The sequence below is a fragment of the Hyphomicrobiales bacterium genome (assembly GCA_017642935.1).
Taxonomy (GTDB): Bacteria; Pseudomonadota; Alphaproteobacteria; order Rhizobiales; family MH13; genus MH13.
Genome location: JAEPOK010000002.1, coordinates 1,172,254 through 1,195,763 on the forward strand (window position 1 = coordinate 1,172,254; position 23,510 = coordinate 1,195,763).

22 protein-coding genes are annotated in these 23,510 nt (G+C 59.5%); 13 read left to right on the top strand and 9 right to left on the bottom strand.

Features of this window, described 5'->3' with window-relative positions; translation table 11 throughout:
• Nucleotides 1-10: 10 nt before the first annotated feature.
• Nucleotides 11-1,048 (top strand): ABC transporter ATP-binding protein, encoded by a 1,038-nt coding sequence (locus JJ917_14970; protein MBO6700128.1) that lies wholly within the window; start codon nt 11-13, stop codon nt 1,046-1,048.
• Entirely contained in the window at nt 1,045-2,055 is a 1,011-nt protein-coding gene (locus JJ917_14975; GenBank protein ID MBO6700129.1) for an ATP-binding cassette domain-containing protein, read from the top strand. The genes JJ917_14970 and JJ917_14975 overlap by 4 nt, the downstream gene beginning before the upstream one ends.
• On the opposite strand, the gene JJ917_14980 is transcribed toward JJ917_14975, so the two are convergent.
• Both JJ917_14980 and JJ917_14985 read right to left on the bottom strand, forming a co-directional pair.
• Nucleotides 2,052-3,242: a deoxyribodipyrimidine photolyase gene (locus JJ917_14980; protein MBO6700130.1), complete on the bottom strand. Its 1,191-nt coding sequence runs from the start codon at nt 3,240-3,242 to the stop codon at nt 2,052-2,054. The genes JJ917_14975 and JJ917_14980 overlap by 4 nt on opposite strands.
• The gene (locus tag JJ917_14985; GenBank protein MBO6700131.1) at nt 3,235-3,663 is read right to left on the bottom strand and encodes a DUF393 domain-containing protein; all 429 of its coding nucleotides are present in this window, start codon (nt 3,661-3,663) and stop codon (nt 3,235-3,237) included. The genes JJ917_14980 and JJ917_14985 overlap by 8 nt, the downstream gene beginning before the upstream one ends.
• 45 nt (nt 3,664-3,708) lie before the next feature.
• Between JJ917_14985 and JJ917_14990 the strand changes: the two genes are divergently transcribed.
• Nucleotides 3,709-4,653, top strand: a complete 945-nt coding sequence (locus JJ917_14990) for an FAD-dependent oxidoreductase (protein MBO6700132.1) — start codon at nt 3,709-3,711, stop codon at nt 4,651-4,653.
• Between the two features lie 105 nt (nt 4,654-4,758).
• Here JJ917_14990 and JJ917_14995 read toward each other — a convergent pair whose 3' ends face one another.
• A complete protein-coding gene (locus tag JJ917_14995; GenBank protein ID MBO6700133.1) occupies nt 4,759-6,456 on the bottom strand; it encodes a BCCT family transporter in 1,698 nt (565 codons plus the stop codon).
• A gap of 367 nt (nt 6,457-6,823) precedes the next feature.
• Nucleotides 6,824-7,267, bottom strand: coding sequence for a BLUF domain-containing protein (locus JJ917_15000; GenBank protein MBO6700134.1), 444 nt, complete (start codon nt 7,265-7,267; stop codon nt 6,824-6,826).
• A gap of 311 nt (nt 7,268-7,578) precedes the next feature.
• Here JJ917_15000 and JJ917_15005 point away from each other — a divergent pair, with 311 nt between their 5' ends.
• From JJ917_15005 to JJ917_15015, 3 genes are all read left to right on the top strand, one after another.
• Complete coding sequence (locus tag JJ917_15005) at nt 7,579-8,568, top strand: tripartite tricarboxylate transporter substrate binding protein (protein ID MBO6700135.1); 990 nt, start codon at nt 7,579-7,581, stop codon at nt 8,566-8,568.
• Between the two features lie 102 nt (nt 8,569-8,670).
• The gene (locus JJ917_15010; GenBank protein MBO6700136.1) at nt 8,671-9,120 is read left to right on the top strand and encodes a tripartite tricarboxylate transporter TctB family protein; all 450 of its coding nucleotides are present in this window, start codon (nt 8,671-8,673) and stop codon (nt 9,118-9,120) included.
• Between the two features lie 6 nt (nt 9,121-9,126).
• A complete protein-coding gene (locus JJ917_15015) occupies nt 9,127-10,665 on the top strand; it encodes a tripartite tricarboxylate transporter permease (protein MBO6700137.1) in 1,539 nt (512 codons plus the stop codon).
• 44 nt (nt 10,666-10,709) lie between these two features.
• On the opposite strand, the gene JJ917_15020 is transcribed toward JJ917_15015, so the two are convergent.
• A complete protein-coding gene (locus JJ917_15020) occupies nt 10,710-12,719 on the bottom strand; it encodes an EAL domain-containing protein (GenBank protein MBO6700138.1) in 2,010 nt (669 codons plus the stop codon).
• 233 nt (nt 12,720-12,952) lie between these two features.
• On the opposite strand from JJ917_15020, the gene JJ917_15025 reads away from it, so the two are divergent.
• Genes JJ917_15025 through JJ917_15035 form a run of 3 tightly spaced genes read left to right on the top strand, consistent with a single transcriptional unit; the run spans nt 12,953 to nt 15,596 of the window.
• A complete protein-coding gene (locus JJ917_15025) occupies nt 12,953-13,852 on the top strand; it encodes a LysR family transcriptional regulator (protein ID MBO6700139.1) in 900 nt (299 codons plus the stop codon).
• Nucleotides 13,853-13,860: 8 nt separating this feature from the next.
• The gene (locus tag JJ917_15030) at nt 13,861-14,595 is read left to right on the top strand and encodes a DUF1007 family protein (protein ID MBO6700140.1); all 735 of its coding nucleotides are present in this window, start codon (nt 13,861-13,863) and stop codon (nt 14,593-14,595) included.
• On the top strand, nt 14,592-15,596 hold the full coding sequence (locus JJ917_15035; GenBank protein ID MBO6700141.1) for a nickel/cobalt transporter: 1,005 nt from the start codon (nt 14,592-14,594) through the stop codon (nt 15,594-15,596). The genes JJ917_15030 and JJ917_15035 overlap by 4 nt, the downstream gene beginning before the upstream one ends.
• On the opposite strand, the gene JJ917_15040 is transcribed toward JJ917_15035, so the two are convergent.
• Nucleotides 15,593-16,369 (bottom strand): gamma-glutamyl-gamma-aminobutyrate hydrolase family protein, encoded by a 777-nt coding sequence (locus JJ917_15040; protein MBO6700142.1) that lies wholly within the window; start codon nt 16,367-16,369, stop codon nt 15,593-15,595. The genes JJ917_15035 and JJ917_15040 overlap by 4 nt on opposite strands.
• Nucleotides 16,370-16,621: 252 nt before the next feature.
• Here JJ917_15040 and JJ917_15045 point away from each other — a divergent pair, with 252 nt between their 5' ends.
• The 3 genes from JJ917_15045 to JJ917_15055 all read left to right on the top strand — a co-directional run bounded on the left by JJ917_15045 (nt 16,622) and on the right by JJ917_15055 (nt 21,148).
• Nucleotides 16,622-17,713 (top strand): ABC transporter substrate-binding protein, encoded by a 1,092-nt coding sequence (locus tag JJ917_15045; GenBank protein ID MBO6700143.1) that lies wholly within the window; start codon nt 16,622-16,624, stop codon nt 17,711-17,713.
• A 112-nt stretch (nt 17,714-17,825) separates the two neighbouring features.
• Nucleotides 17,826-18,737 carry a hypothetical protein gene (locus tag JJ917_15050; protein ID MBO6700144.1) on the top strand — a complete coding sequence of 304 codons (912 nt, stop codon included), beginning with the start codon at nt 17,826-17,828 and terminating at the stop codon, nt 18,735-18,737.
• Nucleotides 18,738-18,793: 56 nt separating this feature from the next.
• Complete coding sequence (locus JJ917_15055; protein ID MBO6700145.1) at nt 18,794-21,148, top strand: TRAP transporter large permease subunit; 2,355 nt, start codon at nt 18,794-18,796, stop codon at nt 21,146-21,148.
• Nucleotides 21,149-21,220: 72 nt separating this feature from the next.
• On the opposite strand, the gene JJ917_15060 is transcribed toward JJ917_15055, so the two are convergent.
• From JJ917_15060 to JJ917_15070, 3 genes are all read right to left on the bottom strand, one after another.
• Complete coding sequence (locus JJ917_15060; GenBank protein MBO6700146.1) at nt 21,221-21,703, bottom strand: LysM peptidoglycan-binding domain-containing protein; 483 nt, start codon at nt 21,701-21,703, stop codon at nt 21,221-21,223.
• Nucleotides 21,704-21,828: 125 nt separating this feature from the next.
• Entirely contained in the window at nt 21,829-22,182 is a 354-nt protein-coding gene (locus JJ917_15065; protein MBO6700147.1) for a DUF1801 domain-containing protein, read from the bottom strand.
• Nucleotides 22,183-22,206: 24 nt separating this feature from the next.
• Nucleotides 22,207-22,611 carry a nuclear transport factor 2 family protein gene (locus JJ917_15070; protein ID MBO6700148.1) on the bottom strand — a complete coding sequence of 135 codons (405 nt, stop codon included), beginning with the start codon at nt 22,609-22,611 and terminating at the stop codon, nt 22,207-22,209.
• Between the two features lie 107 nt (nt 22,612-22,718).
• Between JJ917_15070 and JJ917_15075 the strand changes: the two genes are divergently transcribed.
• Complete coding sequence (locus JJ917_15075; GenBank protein ID MBO6700149.1) at nt 22,719-23,411, top strand: SDR family NAD(P)-dependent oxidoreductase; 693 nt, start codon at nt 22,719-22,721, stop codon at nt 23,409-23,411.
• Nucleotides 23,412-23,510 lie beyond the last annotated feature (99 nt).

Here is a 23,510-nt window from a genome sequence, read left to right on the forward strand (position 1 = left end):
GCTGAGTGTTATGAGTGAATCCGAAACCCTCACGCCAGCCGCTTCCTCACCAGAGGCATTGCTTCAAGTGCGCGACCTGGTGGTGGAGTTTCCCACGCGCCATGCGCTTTTGCGCGCCATCGACGGTGTGTCTTTTGACGTGCATCGTGGCGAAGTTCTTGGTCTTGTCGGCGAATCCGGGGCGGGCAAGTCGATTACAGGCGCGGCGATCATCGGTCTTTTGGAACCGCCTGGGCGCATCGGCGGCGGGACGGTTACGCTGGACGGCCAGCGCATTGACGGTTTGCCGCTTGAAGAGATGCGCAAGATCCGCGGCAAGAAAATCGCCATGATCTTCCAGGATCCGCTGACCAGTTTGAACCCGCTCTACTCCATCGGGCGGCAGCTGACGGAGACCATCCAGACGCATCTGAGCATGAGCGATTCCCAGGCCCGCGAGCGGGCGGTTTCGCTGCTGGAAGATGTCGGTATTCCGGCCGCATCTGAGCGCCTTGATGCCTTCCCGCATGAATTCTCCGGGGGGATGCGACAACGGGTGGTGATCGCGCTGGCGCTGGCCGCCGAACCGGAACTGATCATCGCTGACGAGCCGACGACGGCGCTCGATGTGTCGGTGCAGGCGCAGGTGATCGCTCTGCTCAAACGCCTGTGCGCCGAGCGCGGTACAGCGGTCATTCTGGTAACCCATGATATGGGCGTGATCGCTGAAACCGCGCACCGTGTGGCCGTCATGTATTCCGGTCGGATCGCCGAGATCGGACCGGTCAATGACGTCGTGCATAACCCGCACCACCCCTACACGGTTGGTTTGATGGGGGCGATCCCCGACCTTGAGACGGAAGGCGATCGGTTGGCGCAGATCCACGGATCGATGCCTCGCCTTGACCGGCTGCCCGAAGGCTGCGCCTTCAATCCGCGCTGCCCGCGACGGTTCGAGCCCTGCGCCACCAAGCGCCCGGATTTGATGCCGGTTGATCAGTCCCATGCCGCCTGCTTCCTGCATGATCCGGCCTACACCCATCTTGCCACCAAGGAGGCGGCTGAATGAGTTCTTTCGTCGAAGTCGAAGGGCTGGTGAAAAAATTCAACGTCTCCAAACCCTGGCTCAACCGCGTTATCGAGCGCTTGCCGGAGCAGATGCTGACGGCCGTTTCCGGTGTCTCGTTCGACATCAAGAAGGGTGAAACCTTTGCCCTGGTCGGCGAATCCGGGTCGGGCAAATCCACGGTCGCCAAAATGGTTATTGGCCTGCTCAACCCGACCGACGGGCTTATCCGTGTTGATGGTCAGTTGGTGCACGGCAACGCCGATGAAGCCGCGCGGGCGTCGCTAAGGCGCCGCATGCAAATGATCTTTCAGGATCCCTATGCCAGTCTCAATCCGCGTTGGCGGATCGACCGGATCATCTCCGAGCCCATTCGGGTTTTTGGCCTGATCGATGATGAAGCGGCGATCAACCGGCGGGTCGGCGAATTGTTGGAGCTTGTTGGCCTGGATGCGCGCGACGCAGTGAAGTACCCACACGAGTTTTCTGGCGGTCAGCGCCAGCGTCTTTGTATCGCCAGGGCCCTATCGTCCAACCCGGAGTTTCTGGTTTGCGATGAGCCAACATCGGCGCTTGATGTGTCGGTGCAGGCGCAGATCTTGAACCTGATGCGTGACCTGCAGGATGAGCTTGGCCTCACCTATCTTTTCATCAGCCACAATCTGGCCGTGGTGCGTTACATGGCCAACCGTATTGGCGTCATGTATCTCGGCGGCCTGGTGGAAGTCTCTGATACGCAAGACCTTTTTTCCAATCCCGCGCACCCCTATACGCGCATGCTGCTTGATGCGGTGCCCTCCATCGCCCAGGTGGGCCGTGAACGGCAGCCGGTGCAGGGTGAGATCCCCAATCCGATCAACCCGCCGTCCGGCTGCGTGTTTCACCCACGGTGTCCGTTCGCCAATGATCGCTGCAAAGCCGAGGTTCCCCAAAGCATCACGGTCGCTGGGCGCTCGGTCGCGTGCCATGCCGTGGAAGAGGGTCGGTTGGACGTGGAGCAGGCAGCCTAAGCGATCAGCCCTGTCTGGCTGAGCAGCTTGGGAATTTTCTTCTTCAGCTTGAAAAATCCGGCCGTCGCATGCGGCCAGGCGTGATCGTCCCACGTCCGTTTCACCTCGTGGATGGCGATGCCCTCCTGCGGCAAATCAACCAGAACATCGTTCAAAAACGCTCGACTTGTTCCGGAACAACAGTAGGGAACGGCCAGAACGTTCAGGACTTTCTCGCCCATTAGTCGCGACAAAGCCGTTTTAGTCGCGACACTTTTGGCGCTTGGGCGATCAAGGCGCTCGATCGTGTGTTCGATCGCTTCGCGTGTGAAGCCTGCGGCGATGGTCCCGCTGTTGAGCTCGGCCTCCTGCGGCAATTGCCCGACATGGATGACAAGAGCGGGCGGGTTGGTGTCATAGCCCGGCCAGCTTTCCGGATGCAGATCATCCGACGTAAGAAGCAGCGCATAGGGTCCATCGGGCACGCGGGTCTCGGCCTGTCTTGGCGGCAGCAGATCGGGGATTTCATACCCGTCAATCACCGGTTCGGCATAGGGCGCAAGATCGGTCGGCCGGAAACGGCCTTGGGTGTGCTTTTCGATGTTGTCGGGCCGCGCCAGATAAGTCTTGCTCTTGGTGTGGAGGCCAGCCACCCAGCGCCAGGAGAGCGTATTGGAAGCTGGGTCGGCATCGACGAGGTGCTGGTAGAAAAAATCCGCGCCGAGCACCCAGGGCAGCCTCAGCGTAAAGATCCAAATGGACGCGAACCACATGCGCGCATGGTTGTGCAGCCAGCCGGTTTGGACCAATTCGCGCGCCCAATCATCGAACCCTTCTATGCCGGTGCGACCTTCAATGGCGGCCCGATATCCCTCCGGTGGGCCGGCGAGCGCCACCTCGCGTTCGGCGAGATAGTGGTTCCAAACGGCGGGCCGCAGTTCGAGCCACCCTTTCCAATAGGTGCGCCAAAACACCTCCTGGATGAACTTCTCGGCGGCCTCCGGCGCATGATGCTTCAACACTTCGGCCACCACCTCGCGCTCGGTGATCATCCGTCGGCGCAGATAGGGCGACAGCATGGAGACGGCCTGCTGGTCCGGCGCGCCAAAATCTGTGTTGCGGCCCGCGGCATAGGCGCGGCCGGCCCTGGGCGCGAAAGCGCGCAGCCGATCCAGTGCAGCCTGCCGGGAAGCGGGAAACTCAGGCATCGTTGCGTGGTTTGGTCTTCGGTGCGGGGACGATGCGTTTCAGGGCCGGGCGCAGGGGCAAGAAGAGCCTGTAGGCGCCCTCCGCAATCCAGGGGATCGGCGGCACGGACAGCATATGACCCAGCCAGCGCAGGCGCGGGATCGTCTTCATCACTTCGAAGAACCCGCGCGCGTCGGACACCAACGTTCCGTCAGCACGGCGGACATGGAAGCGAGCCATGGCATCGCTGGTCGCCAGATCTTCAGCGCCCGTGCCGTCGGTGCTGACATCATGCCAGCGGATGGCCTCGGATCCATCCATGCCCTGGTACATGGCGATCTCGCGCTGACAGAGCGGGCAGGCGCCATCGTAGTAGACCGTGCAAGCCGGTTCGACCTTTTCGGTTTCCGCCGTATCGATTGGGGATGAAGTTGTGCTCATCGCTCGCTATATGGGAAGCATCGAAGTAATGGCGAGGCCCCGTTCATGACCCTTGATGTCGCAGTGATTGGCGCTGGTATGGCCGGCCTTGCGGCCGCCCGCACCTTGGCGGCGGCGGGCCATGCCGTGCAGGTTTTCGACAAGGGGCGCGGTATTGGCGGGCGTTTGTCGACACGGCGGACCGAGTTCGGGGCCTTCGATCATGGCGCGCAGTACGCCACCGTCCGCGATCCGGCTTTCTCGCAATACATTGCCGAGCTCCACGAAAAGGGCGCGGTGCACGTCTGGGACAGCGTCAGAGATGGCGCGATGATCGGCAAGCCGGGCATGGCGGCTTTGGTGAAGGCCGGTTTTGAAGGCCAGGATGGAATTGCCGTCGCTACGGGTTTCGAGGTCGCCCATATCGGCAAAGTGGCCGAAGGCTATGTGCTCTCTGACAAGGACGGCACCCATCATGGACCGTTCGACAAAGTGATTGTGACAGCGCCCGCGCCGCAAGCGCTCAACCTTCTGGAAGCTTTTGGCGAGGTATTTCAGCGCCTTGGCGATATTTCCTATGCGCCAAGTTACACGCTGCTTGCCGCTTTCGACAAACCGCTTGATCTGATCGATGTGCCGGAGCTTGGCGAGGCGAGCCAGCTTTCCATGGTTTGCCGCCAGTCAGCGCGTGGGCCTGATCGAACGAGCGATCATGATCTGTGGGTGGTGCAGGCTTCGGCTGCTTATTCAGCAACCAACATTGAAGAAGAGCGAGATGCCATGGTGCCGGTTCTTCTGCGCCTTTTTCAGGATGAGATGGGCGTTGATGTGCCCCAGCCGATCTACGGCGCCGGTCATCGCTGGCGCTATGCGCTGGTCGAGGAAGCGTTGGGCGAACCCTTCCTGCTCAGCGCAGATGGCTCGCTTGGCGTTGCCGGCGATGGTCTGCTTGGGCCGCGCATCGAGTTGGCGTTTCTTTCCGGCGCCCATTGTGGCCAGGCGATGGCTTAGGCCAGAGCCATTTTTGGTTTTTCACTGCTGAACTAAATTGCCAGACACAAAAAAGCGGCACGCCGAAGCGTGCCGCTTTTGATTTTGTTTCCAGTCTGGGCCCGGCTACTCTGCCGGAGCAGGGGCCGATGCTGCACCTTCGTCGTCTTCGCTGACAAAGGTGGTTGGCAGACCGTGCTTTTCGCGCTGGCCATCTTTGTAAATGGCGCGGATCAGCGACAGGCCCATCAGCACCATAACAAGGCTGAACGGTAGAGCTCCGATGACCATTGCGGTCTGGATGGCGCCCAGCCCACCAGCAATGATCAGGCCACCGACCACGAAGGCAAGCGCTGCACCCCAGAAGAGGATGTGTGGACGTGCCTTGGGCCCTTCATCGCCGGCTGCGTTGATCGTGTTGATGATCAACACCGCGCTGTCGGCCGAGGTGACCAGATAGGTCAGCAGCAAGATCACGACAACGACCGACATGATGTAGGCCAGGCCATCACTGAGCATCACGGAAAGCATCGCGAACAACTGATCGGCTTGGCCCGCGCCAGCGATGGCGCCATCGGCAACGCCGGTAAGTTCCAGATCGATGGCAGTACCGCCGACCAAAGCGAACCAGACGAAGCACATGACCGCTGGGATCATCATGGCGCCCAGCACATACTCACGGATCGTGCGGCCTTTGGAGATGCGGGCGAGGAACACGCCGACGAATGGTGCGAATGCGATCCACCAGGCCCAGTAGAAGATGGTCCAGCCACCCTGCCACCCAGCAAGCGCATCGCCGGTTTCGGTGCCGTCAGCCGACCAAACCGTCAGGAAATTGCCTGGGATCGACACCAGATAGTCGAAGATGCCGAGGATCAGCGCCTGTGCGCCGAAGAAGGTGGAACCAAACAGCAGGAAGAAGGCGAGGATAAAGAAGCTGAGGCCCATATTGATGTTGGACAGCCACTTGATGCCTTTGCCGACGCCCGATAGGGCCGAAAGCGTGGATGCACCCATGATGACCAAGAGTGCAAAGATGATGCCGAGGGTGGATGAAGACCGCTCACCAGCCTCGTTGACGCTGTAGAGCCAATCACCAAAGCCGATGCGCGACAGTCCGGAGATGAACTGCTCCACACCGAAACCAAGTGTTTGGGATACACCCAAAACGGTCGCAACAACGGCGACGATATCGACCACGTGTCCGACCGGACCGGACAGTTTCTGACCGAAGATTGGGGTGAGCGCCGAGCGGATCGTCAGCGGTAGGCCGCGCCGGTAGGAGAAAAACGCCAGCGCCAAGCCGACGATCGCGTAGCAGGCCCAGGCGGCCAAACCCCAATGGGTGAACGACCAAATATAGGCATCGCGGACATTACCTGCCGTGCTGCCTTCGGTGATGCCCTGAATGGTCGCCGGGTTAGCGGCGAAATGGTACATCGGCTCGGCGGTCGCAAAGGTCAGCATACCGATGCCAATACCTGCGCCGAACATCATGGAGAACCAAGAGAAGTTGGTGAACTCCGGCTTGTCCTCTTCAACGCCGAGCTTCATGCGCCCGGCTGTTGGCCAAAGCGCGAGGACGAAACAGAGAATCAGAAAGAAGGCGACGGAATAGACGTACCAATAGTTGAACGACGCAAGAATGATGCTGTTCAACGCGCCAAGCACAGAGGCTGCCTGGTCGGGAAAGGCGATAGCCCAGAGGATCAAGCCACCCACAAGGATTTTGGCTGTGATCGTGACGTCTTTGGTGAAGCCACGATAAAAGCCGGACTTGGCAACGCGGATGGGAAGGTCGGTAATGGGTGGTTTAATGGGCATGAATCCTCAAAGGTCTGCCGACCAACCGCAAGTCTGGCTGACCGTGTAAAATCTGTTTGAGCTTGGTTTCGTCGAGTGACGTTGACGACCTAGGGTAGCAAGCGCTCTATGCAATTGCAAAAAAGCCCCAAAAACCGGGCCAAAGGCGCGTGAGTTCGCCTGACACACACCGGCGATTTTTCCTGCTGGACCAGACGTTTCGCACGATTTCCGCCTTGTGGATGAGTTGCCCTGGCGGAGGGCTTTTAACTTGTGCGATTACAAAGTCGGCCGCCAGCCTTGACGCGAGGCGTCATGGCCCGACGAATCGTCCTCAAGCCTTCATTGGCGCCTCGGCGGCGCTTGTTTTTTCAACTGTTTGTAGCGGTTAGGCGACGCGCAATTGCGAGCAGAGCGTCTGCTTTGTGCCCGCCGACAAGAGCCCGAACAGGACATCGCTGGTGAGGTGGTAGGGATTGAGGTCCGAGGTCGGATCCTCATAGCCGTACAGTGCCTGATTGATCGACTGGATATAGACCACATTCATCGACCAATCTGGAAATTGGCGCTCGTCCAGGGTCGAGGACCGACGCAGCTTGACGTTGTAATGCGCCTTGTCCTTCTGGATTTTGTCGAACAGATCGAGCGTTGTCTGCTCTTTGCCCTCAATGAACTGAATGTAGTGGTTCTTGGTGCAAAGCAGCACGCCAGTGACGCCAAGATCTGGATTGTTGCGCACCGATTGCTGGTGAATTCTGCGCAGTTCTTCCAGTGGATCTGTTTCGGGCTTATGCCGGCGAATGCTAACATAGGTCAGTCCAATCAAATCCATTTTTGATTTCTTTCCACGTTTAAAAGAGCGGATGCCGCTTCTTTCCGTTAGGTAAGTAAATCTACATAATCCGCGTTGCATAAGTATTAACTGGCAAACTTTTTTCGTTTTGCTTGCCCAGTTTCGATGGTTTCTTGCGCGGAAAAGATGTTGTTCGATGTTTTTGCAACCAGTTGCAAAATCAGCGAAGACCCGTTGATAGGGGCGTGACAAACACCCCGGACCTATGCCCTATTGCCGAGCAAGCCCTGCGACAGGGCTTAAGCAAGACGCGGGAAACGCCGCGCTGATAGATGGTTAGGGAGACCAACATGACCAAGACACTCAAACGGGCCCTTTTGGGCACGGCTGCTGCTGCCATGCTTGCCGGAGGCGCGTTCACTGCTGCGCAGGCCGACCACCATGTGGTGAGCGAACTGCACTTTCTCATTCCAGGCGGCGCAGGCGGCGGCTGGGACGGCACGGCACGCGGCACCGGCGAAGCACTGACCGAAGCCGGCCTTTTGGAGTCCGCATCCTATGAAAACATGTCCGGCGGCGGCGGCGGTGTGGCGATTGCCCACCTGATCGAAACCGCTGAACAGCAGCAGGGCACGCTTATGGTGAACTCCACACCGATCGTGATCCGCTCGCTGCAGGGCGTGTTCCCGCAATCGTTCCGCGACCTGACGCCGGTCGCCGGCACGATCGGCGACTATGCGGCGATCGTTGTGCACAATGACTCTGAATATCAGTCGTTCGAAGAGCTCCTGGCCGACTACAACGCCGATCCACGCTCGGTGGGCATTGCCGGCGGTTCGGTTGCCGGCGGCATGGACCATCTGGTGGCGGCGCTGGTGATGCGCGCTGCCGGTGGTGACCCGACCGAAGTCAAGTACATCCCTTATGATGCTGGTGGCGACGCCATGGCGGGTCTTCTGTCAGGCGAAGCGCAGGCGCTTTCAACCGGTTTCTCGGAAGCCGTTGAGATGGCGCGCCAAGATCAGGTGCGCATTCTCTGCGTGACCTCGCTTGAGCCGGTGGCGGCTGCTCCGGACGCGCCAACCTGCGACAGCGCCGGCGCACCGGGCGCTGAGTTCGTCAACTGGCGTGGGTTCTTTGGTGCCCCCGACCTGCCGGCCGAACTGTCGCAGGCTTATCAGAACAAGCTGGCGGCGATGTACGAGACCGACGCCTGGGCCGAAGTGCGCGATCGCAACGGCTGGGTTGAAATCTTCAATCCGGGCGACGAGTTCACCGGCTTCTTGGAAGAGCAGGAGCAGATCATTGGGGATCTGATGCGCGAGCTCGGGTTCCTTTGATCGATTGATCAAGCATTTTCTGGCGCCGGCTACCCAGTCGGCGCCAGTTTTCCATGTCGGGTGACATCGACGGGTGACATCAAGGCGAGGGCGGGGGATTTCATGTCGCGTGACCGCATAGGCGCATTGCTGCTGCTGGTGTTCTTCGTGGCCTATGGCTATTTGAGCACGAGCATCACGCTGCTTCCCTTTCAGTTGAACCAGGCTTTTCACGCGCGCACCGCGCCGCAGTTCCTCACCTTTGCCGGCATTGTGTTGGGGCTCTTTTTGCTGGTGAAGCCTGGCGATGATCGGCCCGTCGATACCAGCGGCATGACATTCAAGCGCGTGGCGGTGCTGTGCGGCCTGATGATCTTTTACGGGCTCACGGTGCGGCTGCTCGGGTTCATTCTTTCCACCAGCATTTTCTTGATGGGCGGCTTCTGGGTCATGGGCGAGCGGCGCTGGTTGGTGCTGATCGGCGCGTCGATCCCCGTCGTCATCGGGTTCTGGCTGTTGATGACGCAGGGGCTCGATGTTTTCGTTGAACCGCTGCCAGAGTTTTTGAGGTGATGGGCGATGCTTGAAGGGATTCTCTCCGGCGTCGGCGTCGCTGCCCAGCCGATCAACCTTTTGATGGTGATGGTCGGCTGCTTTGCCGGCACCTTTATCGGCATGCTGCCGGGCCTTGGTCCAATTTCAGCCATCGCGCTGATGATCCCGATCACCTATGGCTTTGATCCTTCCACCGGCCTCATCCTGATGGCGGGTGTCTATTATGGCGCGATTTTTGGCGGCTCGACCTCCTCGATCCTGATCAATGCGCCGGGCGTTGCCGGCACGGTGGCGTCCTCCTTCGATGGTTATCCGCTGGCCAAAGCCGGGCACGCCGGCAAGGCGCTGGCGATTGCAGCCTACTCGTCGTTTTCCGGCGGCACGATCGCTGCTATCTTTTTGCTGATCGCCGCCCCGGCGCTGGCGCAGGTATCACTATCCTTCCAGTCGACCGACTACTTCGCACTGATGGTGCTCGGGCTGACCGCTGTGGCCGCCTTTGCCGGTAAGGGCAATCTGGTCAAAGCCCTGCTCATGACCATTCTCGGGCTGATGCTCTCGACCGTCGGCACCGACCAGGCGCAGGGCGTGCCGCGATTCACCCTTGGCATGCTCGATCTCATCGACGGCATCTCCTTCCTCCTCTTGGCGATGGCGACCTTCGCGCTGTCAGAGGCTCTGATGGCCGTGCTGCGTCCAAAATCGGCGGCCGATCAGGCCAAGGAGTTGGAGGCACAGAAAAACCTTGGCTCGATGCGGCTTTCGAAAAGCGAGGTGAAAGAGATCGCTCCCGTTGTCGGGCGGTCGTCGGTGCTTGGTTTCTTCATTGGGGTGTTGCCGGGGGCCGGTGCGACCATCGCCTCGTTCCTCGCCTATGGCGTCGAGCAGCGTTTGGCCGGTCCGAAAAAGGGCAAGGAATTCGGCAAAGGTTCGGTACGCGGGCTTGCTGCGCCAGAAACGGCCAACAACGCGGCTTGCTCAGGCTCGTTCGTGCCGCTTCTGACGCTGGGCATTCCGGGTTCGGGCACCACGGCGATCATGCTTGGGGCGCTGCTCTCCTACGGCATTCAGCCGGGGCCGCGCCTCTTCATCGACAATCCGGAAGTCTTCTGGTCGGTGATCATTTCCATGTACATCGGCAACATCGTGCTCCTGGTGCTAAACCTACCGCTGATCCCTTACATTGCCCGCGTGCTGGCGCTGCCGAGCGCGGTGCTGGTGCCCTACATCCTCTTCTTCTCGCTGATCGGCGTCTATTTCGTTTCCTTTAATACCTTCGACATTCATTTGATGGTGTTGTTCGCCATCGTCGCCTTGGTGTTGCGCCTGCTTGATTTTCCGATGGCGCCGATGCTGCTCGGCTTCATTCTGGGCGGGATGATGGAAGAGAACTTGCGCCGAGCGCTCATTATCTCCGATGATAGCTGGGCGTTCCTGTGGGAGCGGCCTCTGACGGCTTCGATCCTGGCGATCGCGATCCTGATCCTTTTCGTTCCGATCCTCACGCCCTACATCGCCCGGATGAAAGACAAGGTCTACGACAAGGCCGGCGAAGGCGGGTAAGCCGCGTTCGTCAGTCAGTGGTTTTTTACCGGCCAGGCGATCATTCATGCGCTCAGACGATGCGGTTCTGCCGGTTCGTCAAGCAGTTCCTGTGCCTCTTCAATGTCCAAACCGTAGAGCATGCCCTGGGCCACCTGGGCGCCAAGCATGGCCACATGGGCGGCCTGCTCCAGGCGCTCAACCCCTTCGGCGACGACAGTTTTGTCCAAGGATCGCGCCAGCTTGATGATATGGGCAAGCAGCACCGAGCGTTCGCTGTCCTCATCCAGATTGCGCAAGAAGGTTCGATCGACCTTGATGATGTCGAAGGAGAATTGCGTCAGGTAGGACAGGGAGGAATAGCCGGTACCGAAATCGTCCAGTGCGATCTTGATGCCCATTGCACGCAGCTGCTCAAGACGTTGGCTGACGGCAGTCCAGTCCGATAGCAAAGCCGTTTCAGTGATCTCAACGGTCAAGAGTTTCGGATCGAACCCTGACGCCAGAATCGCGTCCGACAACCGATCGACAATGCGGTCGCTGCGCAGGTCATAGGTGCTGACATTGACCGAAAGCCGGAATGGACGACCGGATCGAGTTGTCAATTGCTGGACGAGATGGGTTGCCTGCTCCAGGATCGCCATGTCCAGTTCACTGATGAGGCCATGCTCTTCAGCGATGGGGATGAACTCAACCGGCGAGACGGCGCGGCCCTGAAACGTCCATCGCGCAAGTGCCTCGAATCCGACCACCGCATTGGTGTGGACATCGACTTGCGGTTGGAGGATGGCTTTTACCTCACCGAAGCGAATGGCGGCAGGCATAGCCGCCGCCAGCGTTAGCCGACGGCCGATCTTGCTGCGCAGCGTGTCGTCAAAAATGTGACAGCGCTGTTTGCCGCATTCCTTAGCGGCGTACAGCGCAACATCAGCGGCCTTCAAGAGCTGAGACGGACCGACCTCGTCGAGATCCAGCAGGCCAGCCAACCCAATGGAGACCTTCGGCTCAATACTCACGCCATTGTGCTGCAAAGGTTCTGTGAGCGCGGCGATCAATTGATTGCCGAGATGCTTTGCGTCCACACTTTCCATTGTGAGTGGAATAAAAGCGGCGAACTCATCGCCGCCAAGCCGTGCGGCCATGCCCTTGTGGTGTTGAACCTGATCGCTTAGCCGTGCCGCGACTTGCTTAAGCACGGCATCGCCCGCGTCATGTCCAAGCGTGTCATTGATGAGCTTGAAATCATCCACGTCGACAATCAGTGCCAGCACATTGCTGACTGTGCCAGCGAGGAAGCTGTCCACCTCCTTGTCCAAACGGTCGCGGAAAAGCTTGCGGTTTGCCAGCCCGGTCAAGGCGTCATGCGAGGCAAGAAAATTGGCATAGCTCTCCGCTTCGACCTTTTGGGTGAGCGCCTCGACGACATGATTCAGGCGAGTGCGTTCACGACGCGCCAAGGCGAGCCCGCCACAAAAGACAAGGCAGAAAGCGCCCACGGTAAAAAACGCATTGACCGCAATCGCGCCGGTGAGGTCCGTCTCAACGACAAAGGCGCCCATCACATCGCCCGGCGCAAAGACTTCTTCGCCCAAGGCCGTGTTGTGACAGGTCGCACAGGATTGGTTCGAGGCAATGGAAGGGACAATTGTTCTTGCAACAAGTCTCTGGTCTTCAACGCGAACCTCTTCGATGCGCGTCGATGCATCAGCTTGGCTCAGACTGGTGATGTAGGCGCGTATCCGCTCATTGTCTTCGACGGTCTCGAGCTCAAACCCAGGGATGCCTGGCATCCGCATGGAGGTGGTGGACTCGCCAGTGCCGGTAGATTGTCCTGCGCCAGCCGTGAAATGATCCATCCCAATTCGGCGGAACGTCGCAGGCACGACCGTGTCGGCGGACCGCTCTTCAGCGTAGGCTTGGGTGAACGCGTTGGTGAGGTCGATCAAATGCTGTTGTTCGACACGTTCGATGCGTAAAATCTGATTGGTCGAAATTGCAAAATAACCCGACGCAACAACCGCCGCACCAATAGCTGCGAAGATAAAGTTCTTTTGCAGTTGGAAGGGCAAAGGCAATGCGCGCACCAAGTTTGACTAGGTAAAAACCCTAATACAACTACTGGGTGAAGATTAAGCGTTGGTTTCAGGCCCTGGTTGAAAAGGGATAAGCTTGGTCAGCACTTTCGCCGCAATGTCGCCTGGCAATGTGCGCTGCCTGCTAGGCCACCGTGGATGGCCTAGGCGACTCACATGGAAAAACGGACTGTCATGCCTTAAATCGAGCCTATGATTCTCGCGGAGACGCCCCCATGGACACCTTAACCCGCATGCGCTCGTTCGTGGATGTGGTGCGCGAGGGCGGCTATTCGGCGGCCGCGCGGGCGACCGGACGCTCCAAGGCGATCCTGTCGAAAGACGTGCGCGAGCTTGAAGACTTTCTCGGCGTTCGTCTGCTCACTCGAACAACGCGCTCCGTCGCCGCGACGGAGGCCGGTCAAACCTATTTTGAAGAAGCGCTCGATCTGCTCGCTGGGATCGACGGCCTGCAAGAGCGTATGCGCGAGCAAGGCGATACACCGCGCGGGCCGCTGCGCGTTTCAGCGCCGCGCACCCATTCCGACGGACTGATTGGGCATGCCATCATGGCTTTCGCTGCTGCCTATCCGCAGGTGCAGTTGGACGTGGTGTTCGAGGATCGGTTCATCGACATGGTCGCCGAGCGCTTCGATGTGGCGATCCGCATATCCGAGCTGGCGGACTCCAGCCTGATCGCCAAGAAACTGGCGCCCTACCGTGTGGTGATCTGCGCAACGCCGGAGCTGATCGCTGAGCATGGCGCCCCCAAGGCGCCGGAAGACATGAGCCATCTGCCGACCATCGCCGACAGCAATCACCGGGTGAAGCGGGCTTACACCTTCGACACGCCGGAGGGGCGACGCTCGGTTCGTATCCATCCGGTGATGAGCATCAATGCGCCGCATGCCATTCGGATGGCGGCGTTGTCGGGGCTTGGGTTCTGTCAGGTTCCTTATCTGACGGTGCAAGAGGATGTAGACGCCGGGCGGCTCGTGCCAGTGCTCGAAGAGTTCGAGCTAAAGGGTGTTGGGGTCTATGTCGTCTACGCCGAGCGTCGCCACATGACGCAAAAGCAGCGGGCGTTCATCGACTTTATCGCCGAGCGCTTTGCCAGCCGTGGTGGCGATTGTTGATCACGGCCATGCCCCAGCGTTCTCGGCTTGCCACACTCCTGCCTAGCTCGCTTCTTAAGGGCGAGCTTATGGTTCGGCTGGTTTTGCTCTCCTGTCTGCTGGCGCTGATGGGGACGTTGCGTGCGTCCGCGCATCCGCATGTCTGGGTGGATGCGGCTGCCGAGGTGATGTTCGACGAGGCCGGGTCGATTGTTGCCATTCGCCATGCGTGGCGGTTCGATGAGGCGTTTTCCTCCTATTTGATGCTCGGGCTCGATCTGAATGGAGACGGCGTCTACTCGCGCGAAGAAACCGCCGAGCTTGCCGAAACCAATGTCACGTCATTGGCCGATTTCCATTTCTTCACCAGCATGGCTGGTGCGGCTACGACCGATCGGCTGGGCGATCTTTACTCTGAAACATTTGGCACGCCGGTCGACTATTATCTGGAGCATGATGGCGTCCACACGACGCTTCACTTCACCCTTCCGCTCGATCAGCCGGTGGAAGCGCAGGCGCATGATTTGGTGATCCTCGACATCTTCGATCCGGAGTATTTCGTTGCCTTCTCGCTGGTTGAGACCGACCCCATTCAAATGGCCAATGCGCCGGCGGGCTGCGGCCTGACCGTCGATGAGCCGCCACCGCTGGATGATAGCTATGCTAGTATTCTGTCGATGATCCCGGCCGAAGAAGCGGTGCCGGAAGAACTGCTGTCGGTGACGACGCAGCTGGCCAATCGCGCGCGGATCGTCTGCACATGAGCCGCCGCTTCATGCTGGTTTTGCTGATCGTGCTCGCCGTTGCGATTTTTGCCGCGACGGCGGTCAGTGGCGTCTCGGCCAATCCGTTTGGTCCAGTGGTCCCGACCGAGCCGGTGCCAGGGTTTGGTTTCGATCGTTTGATTGCGTGGACGGCGCAAACTCAAGGTGCTTTCTATGACGGGCTGACCAGCGCGCTGCGTCAGGTTTCAGAATCCTCTGCTGCGCTCTGGACGCTGCTTGGCCTGTCCTTTGCCTATGGCGTTGCGCACGCGGCCGGGCCGGGCCACGGCAAGGTGGTGATCAGCTCCTACATGTTGGCAAACGGAGATACCGCGCGCCGTGGCGCGATGCTGGCCATTGGCGCCGCTCTTGTGCAAGCCACCGTCGCAGTTGTCTTGGTGGCGGTGCTCGCCGGTGCGTTCGGGCTGTCACGCACCTTTTTAACCGATGCAACGATTACGCTGGAGCGATTTTCCTATGGGTTGATCGTGGTGCTTGGGCTCTATCTGGTTTGGCGCACGGTGAAAGGCTTGCTGCCGCAACCGGCTCAGCCCGCGGTTCTGGCGGCTGCCGGTCACCATCATTCCCATTCTGATGCGCACCCTGATCCCCACCATGTGCACGATGCCCATTGCGGCTGCGATCATGTCCACATGCCTGATGCCGGTGCGGTGTCGCGGACGGCTGGGCTCGGCCAATCGCTGATGTTGATCCTAGGTGCCGGCGCGCGGCCGTGCACCGGCGCGCTCCTGGTCTTGGTGCTTGCCATGTCGCAAGGGCTGCTCTGGGCCGGCACGCTGTCTGCCTATGCGATGGGGGTGGGAACCGCGCTCACCGTCGGCACATTGGCGGTGTTTGCCAGCGGGTTGTCTGGATTGTTCCAGCGCAGCGGTGAGACCTCGCCGGTGATGCGTTACGCGCCGCTGGTTCTCAGCCTTCTTGGCGGCCTTATCGTGGTTGCTTTCGGTGCGCTCTTGTTGCTCGCCTCCCTTAGCCGCTAGCCGAACTTGTCAGCATGGTAGGCGCGGGCGGCATCGCCAAATGCCCTGAAGATTTTCGTTGATGGCGCGTCGGCATCGTCTGACTGGCTCGCCCAATATTCCGGATGCCACTGAACGCCCAGCGCGAAGCTTTGCGCGTCGCGCACGCTTATCGCTTCAATCGTGCCATCGTCGGCCTTGGCTTCCACGGTGAGTCCGTCGCCCAATCTTCCGATCGCTTGCCGATGAACGGAGTTGACGGTCAACGCGCGCGTTCCAAGAAGACCGTTGAGCACGCCGTCCGGCGTGATGGCGATGCTGTGGTTGTGTGCGAAGCGCTCATGCTGGGGCGCGTCGCTCGGTCCGCCGCGGTGGTCGTCTCGGCCTTCTTCCTCCTGAATTTCGGTTTCCAGCGTGCCGCCCATGGCAACGTTCAGCTCCTGATGACCGCGGCAGATGGCGAGCAGTGGCAGGCCCTGATTCAGCGCAGCGCGGATTAAAGGCAGTGAGGTGGAATCGCGCGCCGGGTCGTAGGGCTCATGGGCTTCGCTGGGGTCTTCATCATAGAGGTCAGGGTGCACATTGGTGCGCGAACCGGTCACCAAAACGCCGCTCGCCGCTCTCATCAATTCGTCGTTGATCATAGCATCGCCAAGCGAGGGCACGATGATCGGCGTCACACCGGCAGGACCGGCGAGCGCCTTCAAATAGGTGTCGATGGCGGCATGCCAGGTGAAGCCGTGAAGCTCGCGTTCATCTGAAGAAACGAGGACCAGGGGGCGGGATGTCTGCATACGTATGTCCGAGGTGCTGGGGAATCAGGCAATGACCAAATATGCCTCATCATTGGGCATAAAGGTCTGATATACCATGCAATTTGGTTAAAGGTCTTTCGCCCTTTGGTGCATAGTCATTGACCCTTGTGCTCCGATGGGGTTTGCGGTTTAAGTGCACGCAGCTGCATGGGGGTTATGCGTAGAACGCATAGCTGTTTGTGTTTGGCTGCAAAAAGCTATCCGCTGAAAGAAGTTCGGGAGGAACTCTATATGGATCGTCGTTCATTTATCAAAAAAGCTGGTCTTGTTGGTGCAGGCGCTGCCGCGTCGACAACACTGGCCGCACCTGCCATCGCGCAGGGCAACCGTACCTTGACCATGGTCACCTCGGTGCCCGATGGTTTCGCCATCTTCGATGATGCTGCCTCGCTTGCTGCGCAGTACATCACCGAAATGACAGATGGTCAGCTGACCATCAACAAAATGCCCGCTGGCAGCCTTGTGGGCGCCTTCGAGGTGTTTGACGCCGTGTCATCCGGCCAGGCCGACATGTATCACTCGGCTGACTACTACTTCCTCAACCAGCACCCAGCTTTCGCCTTCTTCACCGCCGTGCCGTTCGGCATGACCGGTCAGGAACTGGCAAACTGGTACTACCATCGCGGTGGTATGGAGCATCACCATGAGCTGGCTGGCCTGTTCAACCTGAAGTCCTTCATTTGCGGCAACACCGCTATGCAGCCGGGCGGTTGGTTCAACAGCGAAATCAACTCCGCTGACGACCTTCAGGGCCTGCGCTTCCGTATGCCTGGCCAGGGTGGTCAGGTTCTCGGTCGCCTTGGCGCCTCGGTGCAGAACATTCCTGGCGGCGAAATCTACCAGGCTCTGGCGTCGCGTCAGATCGATGGTGCCGAGTGGATCGGTCCGTTCGCCGATGAGCGTCTTGGCTTCCAGGAAATCACCAACATCTACTACGCTGCGGGCTTCCATGAGCCAGGTTCGGCTCTGACGCTGTCGATGAACCTTGAAGTGTTCGACAGCCTTTCGCCGGCGCACCAGCGCATTGTTGAAGTGGCAGCCCAGGCCGTGCACGCGCACAACCTGTCGCTCTCATTGGCTGAAAACGGCGCGGCTCTGGCCCGTCTGCAGGCTGGTGGCGTTCAGGTTCGCCAGTTCCCTGAAGATGTCTGGGATGCCTTCGGTTCGGCTGCTGCGGAAATCCGCGCTGAAAACATGTCCGATCCGATCTATGCCGACATTGCCAACAGCTACTTCGCCTCAATGGACGAGTCCGCTGGTTGGTACGAGCAGGCCGACGGCGAGTACATGCGTCAGCGCAACCGCGTCAACGCCAACATGTAAATCCAGGAGTCCCGCCCGGCATTTGCCGGGCGGGATTTCTTTCACCGCCCCGCTCTATGCGGGGTGACGCGCGAGGACGTCCTTTCGAGGATCGCGCACGGGGTGCACTGGTATGATCGATTTCATCGTCTGGGTTCTGACCAACATAGCGTTGGCGCCGTATCACCTGTTTCTTGCGATCATCAATCCGCAGGCCTGGCTGAACTGGGGCGACCCGGAAGCGCTGGTGCGGTTCATCTATTACGGTGGATCGATCGAATTTTTCTTTGTCATGCTGACCCTGTTCCTGGTGATCACCGCGCTGGGCATTTTCTGGAAGCGTGAATTCCTTTGGGGCTGGGTTCGCGGCCTGGAATGGTTTGCCAACACGGTTGGCCGCGCGGCCGCCTGGGTCGGCCTTCTGATGGTGCTGCAGCAGGTGATGATCGTCTTCCTGCAGCGCATTTTTCGCGTCGCCGAAATTCAACTCGGCCCGCTCGGTACGGCCTTCAGCCAGGATCTATCCTGGTGGTCGGAGGAGCTGAAACTCTACAACGCGATGATCGTGTGCCTGTGCTGCACCTACACGTTCGTGCAGGGCGGCCATGTCCGCGTTGACCTTATTTATTCGGCGGTGTCCCACCGCACCAAGAAGATCATCGATATGGCGGGCTGCCTGCTGTTCATGATCCCAGCCACGCTGATCACCTATCTCTACGCCTGGTTCTTCATGTGGCGGCACCTTGTTGTGCCCAACCCCTCCGCCACAACCCCGCTTGACCGCATGTTGATGCAGGCGCGGGTGCTGCGCTGGAACGTGGAAACCATCGGCTTCAGCCCCAACGGGTTCAACGCCTACTTCCTGTTCAAGGTGCTGCTGGTTGCGTTCTGCGTGATGGTGCTGATCCACGGGATGGCGTTCTTTTGGCGCTCCTACCTTGAATATGTCGAGGGTGAGGAAAGCGCTGGCAAATATCTCGACAAAGATGTGATGGGTGACGAGGCCGAAGAGTTCGCGCACGAAGCCCATTCTGGCTCGACTTAAGCGAGCGACTTAGTTTTTTCGGTCGCTCGCAAGCGGCCAGGGGGTAAGGCAACACCATGCTTTTCGGATTGGACGGGGTCGAAGTCGGCCTAATCATCGTCTTCCTTACATTGTTCGCGTCGATCCTGACCGGCTTCCCAGTGGCGTTTTCCATCGCCGGGGCCGGCGTGATTTCCTTTGCGATCATTGCAGGGTTGGATTCTGCAGGCCTGCTGATTCATCAGGCCATCGATACCACCACGGACGAATATCGCGCCCTCTTGGCAGAGGGGGTGGTGCGAGAATCAATATCCACCTTCCGATACCCGGACTTACCCAGATACGAAGAACCGGTGTTCCCGGGCGGCTGGCAGTTGGCGATGGAGCGCAACATCTCCTTTATCGTCAATCGGATGAACGAGCGCGTCATCGCCGGTCAGTCGATTGAAACCCTGCTTGCCGTGGCGATGTTCGTCATGATGGGCATCACGCTGGAGCGCTCGCGGATCGCAGAAGATCTGCTGACCACGATGGCCCGCGTGTTTGGCCCGTTGCCTGGCGGTCTTGCCGTTTCCATCGTGATGGTTGGCGCGTTCCTGGCCGCTTCCACCGGCATCGTCGGCGCCACTGTGGTCACCATGGGCCTGCTCGCCCTACCGACCATGCTGCGCAACAATTACTCCCCTGAGCTTGCCACCGGCGTTATCGCCGCCTCCGGCACGCTCGGGCAGATCATTCCTCCGTCGATCGTGATCGTTCTGCTCGGCACGCTGGTGGGCGACCTTTATGCAGCGGGCCAAGAAACCCGTGCGCAACTGGCTGGTTGTACTGACGCGTTGACGTTCCTCGGCGAGCCGGCGGTTCTGTCAGTCGGCACGCTGTTCCAGGCGGCGCTGCTGCCGGGCATCTTTATCGCCATGCTTTATGGTGCCTATGCCTTTGGCTTTGCGCTGGTGAATCCCGACAAGGCGCCTGCGGTCGATCTCGGCGCAGGCAGCGGCTCAGAGCCAATAGGGCGCAATCGCGGCCTCACCTGGTTCGTCGCCGCACCGATCGGTCTGATCTTCGCCGTCGTGCTCGCTGTTAGCGGCGGCATCATTGGCAGCCAGTCGTTCACGGTGTCGAACTTCTCTGACGGTGGCGAAGTAGCGAGCCTGCGCACCAACGTCTCCGAGCAGTGCCAAGCCTCGATGATCGAACTGCACGGCCAGGATGCTTGGGATCAGGCTGTTGCCGAACGTGCCGCCATCCAGGCCTCGGGCGGCGGTGAAGAAGCCCATGAACGCACTGAAGAGGAAATGGTCGAAGCGCGGGCGCAAGCGCTGGCCGACACCGCGCCGATTGGCTCGGGCGTCACCACCATCTTCGTGCTGCTTGCGCTCATCCTGTTGATCGCACGCGGCGTGTCAGCCAGTGCCAGTGCGACGCCGCTTCTCATTGGCGGGGCAGGGGTGGTTCTTGCCTTTGTCTTCGATGCACTCTTTATCGGACCGCTCACCGGGCCCGGTGCGAAATTCATGATCCTGGCGCTGCCGATGCTGCTTGCCCTTTACGGGGTTCGCGAGGCGATGGGCCGGTTGGCGCAGAACGAGCTTTTGCGCGTTGTGTTCCCGCCGCTGGTCCTGATCGTCGCCGTGCTTGGCTCGATCCTTGGCGGCATCACCAACCCAACGCCTGCTGCGGCGCTCGGTGCGGCCGGCGCGATCATGCTCGCGGCTTTCCGAAAGCTGAAGGAAGAAGACGGCAAGTCGAAAATCGTTATCTATTCCAGTCTTGCGCTGGTGATCATGATCCTGCTTGGCGTCAATTTTGATCTGCGCATCACCCGTGAGTCCGTCGCCTTTGAAGATTGGGTTGCCTATGTGATCGCGCAAGGCGCCTACCACTTTGCGTTCCTTGGACTGCTTTACAGCTGTTGGGTGCTGTTCCGCGGCAATGTGCTTTCGCCAGTGGTGCGCGAGACGGCCAAAGTCACCTCGATGGTGTTCACCATCCTGATCGGCAGTCAGTTGCTCAACCTGGTGCTGATCTCCTTCGGTGGCGAGCACTACATCCAGCAATTCCTGCGTGCCTTTGACAATGAGCTTGTGGTGTTCCTCATCGTGATGCTCATTCTGTTCATCCTGGGGTTCGTGCTCGACTTCCTGGAGATCATATACATCGTGATTCCGATCGTCGGACCGGTGATCTATGGCGGCACGCTTGATCCTGCCTGGGTGACGATCATGATTGCGGTGAACTTGCAGACCTCGTTCCTGACACCGCCGTTCGGATTTGCGCTGTTCTATCTGCGTGGTGTAGCGCCGCCCTCGGTGACGACGGGCAACATCTATCGTGGCGTGCTGCCGTTTGTGGGCATCCAGGTGCTGGCGCTGGGGCTGTTATGGCTCTTCCCAGGCATCGTCACGATCCTGCCGGATCTATTGAACTAGGCACTCTGAATTTACCTGACAAAAAGCCCGCGGATCGGACCGATCTGCGGGCTTTCTCGTTGTCGATGCCTGTCAGATGTCGTTGCGCGGGATGCGCAGCACCTGCCCGGCGAAGATCACATTGGGATCGCTGAGCATGTTCTGATTGGCCTGGAAGATCGGTTGGAAGTTGCCATTGCCGTACTGATCCTGGGAGATGCTCGTCAGCGTATCGCCTGGTTGCACCGTGTAAGGACGCCAGCCGCCATAGCCCGGCAGGATTTTCGGTCCAAACAGGATGGGGATCACGACCGAGGGACCGTTTTCATTGCCGGTATCGTCGGCCAGCGTCAGAAAAAGGCGGTTGAGTTTGAAGCTGTTCGTGTCCGGTATGTCGATCTCGCCTTGGAACTGCTTGAGCCCGAGAGCACCAACGGTGGTGAACGAGCTGTACTCGTCGTGACCGTCGGAGACGCGAATGCTGAGCGTGCCTTCAAAGGCGGTGGCATTGCCCGCAATCAGGATTTTGGACCCAACTAGATCGAAGGGCTGGGGTTGTTGGATGTCGAGCGTGATGGTCATTGCACGTTTCCTTGGTTGCCAGCCCACGACCAGTATACGCCGGTTTAGGCAAGAAGCGTATGCAATGATTTTCGGCGGGCCGTCCTGACGATGATCGGCAGGGCGTGCGCGATTTTCCGCTAAGGCGTTATCGTTTCGCACTGCTTGGTGAAGGCCCGCAGCATGTCCCAGTCGATAGGTTGATCTGGATAGATTTTTACATGCTTACTCGGGTCGCCGGATCCTTTGAGGATGTCGTCCGGGTCGGACAGTTCAGCGCTTTTGAGAAACCCGAAATTGACATGATCGCGCGCGCCATAAAGGTAGATCACGGCCGCACCCTTGGCGTTGAAGAAGTAGGGCGCCCCATACTTCATGCCTTCCGTCGAGCCCGGCAGAGTTTTGGCGATGAAAGCGCGTAGCTCCCTGATCAGCGGAACAACAGCCGCAGGACAGGCATCAATGTAGGCGTCGATCGTTTTGGGGCTCGGCATAGTTCAACGCTCCTGTTTCGGCGCTCACCGATCTCCAGTGGCCTGCGGTGCATCGGCTAGAGTGTAAGCGGAAGGAAAATCCCAGACCTCGACAATACGCCCTTCCACAATCCGCCACACGACCACCGCGTGGATGGCAAATGTGTCGCCATCCATGGTCATGGTGTTCTTGGTGTGGGTAACCACCAGCTCATCGCCATGGGCGGTCGCGGAGATTGGTTCGATCTTGAACGTGCCGCCAGACTTGCTGCCAAGGCTCTGGAAAAACGAACGGATACCATCAAGCCCGACATACTTACCCTCAAATTCGGGCAGGTTGGGGTTGACGTAGTTGAAGGTGACCTCGGGCGAGAAGAGCTCTTCAGTGGCGGCTAGGTCTCTGGAGTCCAACTTCTCGATCAGAGCGACATTGGGGTGTTTGGCGGTCACTCGACCCCTCCTTGTTTTCGGCCACCCTTAATGCCAACCATGACCGAGACTGGGGTTGACCGCCGTCAATGGTGGCACTGACCTGCTGACAATCCGGAGTGCTTTTCATGAATCGCACAGCCCTCGTGACCGGTGCCAATCGCGGTATCGGTAAAGCAATCACACAAGGCCTCGCATCGCTTGGCTTGAATGTCGTGCTCGCTGGACGGGATGGCGCAACGCTTGGCGAACTGGCCATTGGTCTCCACCAACGGCATGGCGTCGAAACGCGGTCGCTGACCCTTAACGTTGCTGACCCGGTGTCCATTGAGCAAGGCCTTGCTAAATTGGAGCGCAATCAAGTCACCATCGATGTTCTTGTGAACAATGCCGGCATTCTGCCCGACGGCGACATGCTGACCATGCCTTGGGAAGACATCGAAGCCTCCACGCGCGTCAACGCGCTTGGGCCGCTTCAGTTGATGCGGTTGCTGATGCCTGGCATGGCGGCGCGCGGCTATGGCCGTGTGGTCAATGTGTCGTCCGGCTGGGGCTCATTGAATGGGCTTGGGCCAGGTGCTTATGGCATCACCAAAGCGTTCTTGAATGCAATCACCATCAAAGGCGCGCGCGAAGCTGGGCGCGGCGTTCTGGTCAACGCCATGTGCCCAGGCTGGGTGCGCACCGATATGGGTGGCGCTGGCGCCAATCGCACGCCGGAAGAGGGCGCCGAAACCGCGCTGTTCTTGGCGACTCTCCCCGACGGCGCGCCGTCAGGCCGTATCTTCCGGGACCGCCAGCCAATCCCCTGGGACGAGTGACGCTTGGCGACAGAGAAACGCCATTAGCCATCGCGCGCCCGCAGGCCTATAGGTAATTGGCGCGGGAACCTTGCGCGTCTCGTGCCGTTGTCTCCAAGC